Below are 3,043 nucleotides of genomic sequence, written 5' to 3' on the forward strand. Positions count from 1 at the left end.
TGGGGAACCCGAGGTGAGCAATTCGGGTCAGTCCAACGTGGTCGAGGCGGGCTGATCGGGTTCGGCCCGACGGTCGAGGCGCCGGAAGAATTCATCGAGCAGACCCACCAACGGCGCCGGATTGTCCTCTGGCACCCAGGCATAGGAGTCGTCGATGAATTGGAGCGCGGCCTGCGGCAGCGTCTGCGCCAGACGCGAGGCCCCTTCGGCGGGGAAATAACGCTCCTCGCGTGGCCAGACCACGAGCGCGGGTCGATCGTAGTCGGCCAGCCGGGGTGAGTACTCCGCCAGGTACGCCGGCGACAACCCACCGAGGAAACGCCGGAAATCGTTCCGCACCAAAGGATCACTGCGCAGCGGCTGCAGGTAGGAGGCCATGATGTCGGCCGGGATGGGACGCTTGGTCGCGCCGCCATAGGTGATCCGGAGACGTTGCACGGGTTTCAGACCGATCAATGCCGACTGCAGCAGTCCGGCACCGGGCAGCGAGGCGAGCCGGGACAGCAGTTTCACCGGCCACGGATCGGAGTCGAAGGCGTTGGTGGCGACGAGCACCAGGGCCTCGACCCGCTGCGGGTAGCACGCGGCGGCCACCTGGGCGATGTCGCCGCCGTAGCCGTTGCCGACGAGCACTGCCTGCGGGATCTCCAGGGCGTCGAGCAGGTCGATGACGGTCCGGGCCAGCCCGGGCAGGGTGAGATCGGCGTCGGGCAACGCCGGGGTGTGCGATCCGAGCGCCAGATCGGGTGCGATACAACGGATTCCGCCTCCGAGGCCGTCAGCCACGTGACGCCAGACCAATCCGTTGGCAACAAGTCCGTGCAGCAGGACGACCGGACGGCCGTCACCGCATTCGCGCACGCCGACCGGACCACAGGGCAACGAGACCGTCCGCCGGGAGCTGAGTGTGTCCATCTGCCTGTCCTCTCGCCGCGAGCATCGGACATAAATCAATACAGACTGTATGCAAACACATCATTGGCAGAACATCAATACATACAGCTTGTTAAAATTTCCCCGTGAGTGAAGATGGACGCGACGGCCGCGAACAACGCAGTGAGGTCACCCGCTCGGCGCTGGTCGCCGCGGCGCGCTCACTGTTCGTCGAACGGGGCTACGCGGCCGTCTCCACCGGGGACATCGCGCGCGTCGCGGCCGTGACCCGAAACGCCCTGTACTACCACTTCCCCACCAAGGAGGCGGTGTTCCGAGCGGTCTACGAGGATGTGGAAGGCCAATTGGCACAACGGGTGCTCCCCGCGGCGCTGGCCTATGCCACCAGCCGCGGCCAACTCGAGGCAGGCATCGAGGAGTTCCTTGACGGCTGCCTCGACCCCACCGTGGCCCGAATCAGCGTGTTGCAGGCGCCGGCCGCACTGGGATTCGCTCAGATGCGCGAGATCGACAACCGCAATTACCTCGGCGCCCTGCGCGACGGCATCCGCAGCGCCGTCGAGGCCGGTGAACTCCCCGACCTTCCCGTCGAGACCCTGGCGTCGATGATCATCGGGGCGCTGGACGAGGCGGCCCTGCTGATCGCGACCGCCGACGATCCGGCCGCGGCCCGGCGCGACGCGGGCGTAGTGGCCCGGGCACTGGTCGACGGGCTGTTCGTCGGCTGAGCTACAGCACCTTCGACAAGAACTCCTGAAGCCGAGGATGTTTTGGGTTGTCGAACACCTCGGACGGCGAGTCGTCCTCGACGATGTTGCCGTCGGCCATGAAGATCACCCGGGAGGCCACCTCGCGGGCGAAACCCATCTCGTGCGTCACCACCACCATCGTCATGCCACCCTCGGCCAGGTCACGCAGCACCTGCAGCACGTCGCCGACCATCTCAGGGTCCAGCGCGCTGGTGGCCTCGTCGAACAACATGATCGACGGGTTCATCGCCAGGGCGCGGGCGATCGCGACGCGCTGCTTCTGTCCACCCGACAACGTGGCGGGTTTGACATGGGCCTTCTCCGCCAGCCCGACCTGAGTCAGGAGCTCGACGGCCCGCTTCTCTGCCGTGGCCTTGTCCATCTTCTTGGTCAACAGCGGGGCCAGCGTGACGTTGTCGATCACGGTCATGTGCGGGAACAGGTTGAAGTGCTGGAAGACCATGCCGATGTGCTGACGGACCTTGTCCAGGTTCACCCTCCGGTCGGTCAGGTCGAACTCGTCGACCGTGACCTTGCCCGCGGTGATGTCCTCGAGCTTGTTGAGGCACCGCAGGAAGGTCGACTTGCCCGATCCCGACGGTCCGATGACGCAGACCACCTCGCCCTTGCTGATGGTGGTGTCGATGCCGTCGAGCACCACCAGGTCGCCGAATGACTTCTTGAGCCCCTCGATGCGGATCTTGACGGCGCCCTCGGGCTCGGCGGCCGCGGCTTCCGGTACCAGCTGGGTCATTTCCCTCTGCCTCCTACGAGCCGGCTCTCGATTCTGTCAGAGAACTTCGTGAGCGCCATGATGACGACGAAGTAGATGATGCCGATGATCAACCACATCTTGAATGACTGATAGTTCCCGGCGATGATGATGCGCCCGGTCTGGGTCAGCTCGGCGATACCGATCACCGACAGGATCGAGGTGTCCTTGAGGGTGATGACAAACTGATTTATGTACGACGGAATCATCGTCCGGATCGCCTGCGGCAGAATGACTTTGCGCATTGTTGGTAAGTACCCGATGCCCAGACTGCGGGCCGCCTCCATCTGACCCTTGTCCACCGCCTGAATTCCGCCGCGCACGATCTCGGTCATGTAGGCCCCGGCGTTGAGCGAGAGCGTGATGATGCCCGCGGTCAGCGCCGTCATCTGGAAGCCCAGCGCGGTAGGAATGCCGAAGTAGATGAAGAAGGCCTGCACCAGCAGTGGTGTGCCGCGGAAGATGTCGACGAAGGTGGTGCCGATCGCCCGCAAGATGATCGACCGCGACACCCGGCAGAGCCCGAAGATGACGCCGAGCACCAGCGCGATGGCGATCGACACCACTGTCAGGATCAGCGTCATCTTGAGGCCGGTCATCAGGATCGGGAAGGTGCCCTTGAACCTGT

Annotated in this window: 4 protein-coding genes; 1 reads left to right on the forward strand and 3 read right to left on the reverse strand. The window is 64.7% G+C overall.

Features of this window, described 5'->3' with window-relative positions; genetic code table 11:
- Window positions 1-27: 27 nt before the first annotated feature.
- Complete coding sequence (locus A5779_RS02245; RefSeq protein WP_064878509.1) at window positions 28-915, reverse strand: alpha/beta fold hydrolase; 888 nt, start codon at window positions 913-915, stop codon at window positions 28-30.
- Window positions 916-1,019: 104 nt separating this feature from the next.
- On the opposite strand from A5779_RS02245, the gene A5779_RS02250 reads away from it, so the two are divergent.
- Window positions 1,020-1,622: a TetR/AcrR family transcriptional regulator gene (locus A5779_RS02250; RefSeq protein ID WP_064878511.1), complete on the forward strand. Its 603-nt coding sequence runs from the start codon at window positions 1,020-1,022 to the stop codon at window positions 1,620-1,622.
- Window position 1,623: 1 nt separating this feature from the next.
- Here the strand turns inward: A5779_RS02250 and A5779_RS02255 are convergent, their stop codons facing one another.
- Together A5779_RS02255 and A5779_RS02260 are read right to left on the reverse strand one after the other, a co-directional pair.
- Window positions 1,624-2,397, reverse strand: coding sequence for an amino acid ABC transporter ATP-binding protein (locus A5779_RS02255; RefSeq protein ID WP_064878514.1), 774 nt, complete (start codon window positions 2,395-2,397; stop codon window positions 1,624-1,626).
- On the reverse strand, window positions 2,394-3,043 hold a 650-nt coding region (locus A5779_RS02260), incomplete at its 5' end, for an amino acid ABC transporter permease (RefSeq protein ID WP_131811553.1). The genes A5779_RS02255 and A5779_RS02260, both read right to left, overlap by 4 nt.

This window comes from Mycolicibacterium peregrinum (assembly GCF_001665625.1).
Lineage (GTDB): Bacteria > Actinomycetota > Actinomycetes > Mycobacteriales > Mycobacteriaceae > Mycobacterium > Mycobacterium peregrinum_B.

What these genes read in the sequence shown, in the direction of transcription:
- A5779_RS02255 (WP_064878514.1), bottom strand. Translation starts at nt 2,397, where the DNA reads ATGACCCAGCTGGTACCGGAAGCCGCGGCCGCCGAGCCCGAGGGCGCC.
- A5779_RS02245 (WP_064878509.1), bottom strand. Translation starts at nt 915, where the DNA reads ATGGACACACTCAGCTCCCGGCGGACGGTCTCGTTGCCCTGTGGTCCG.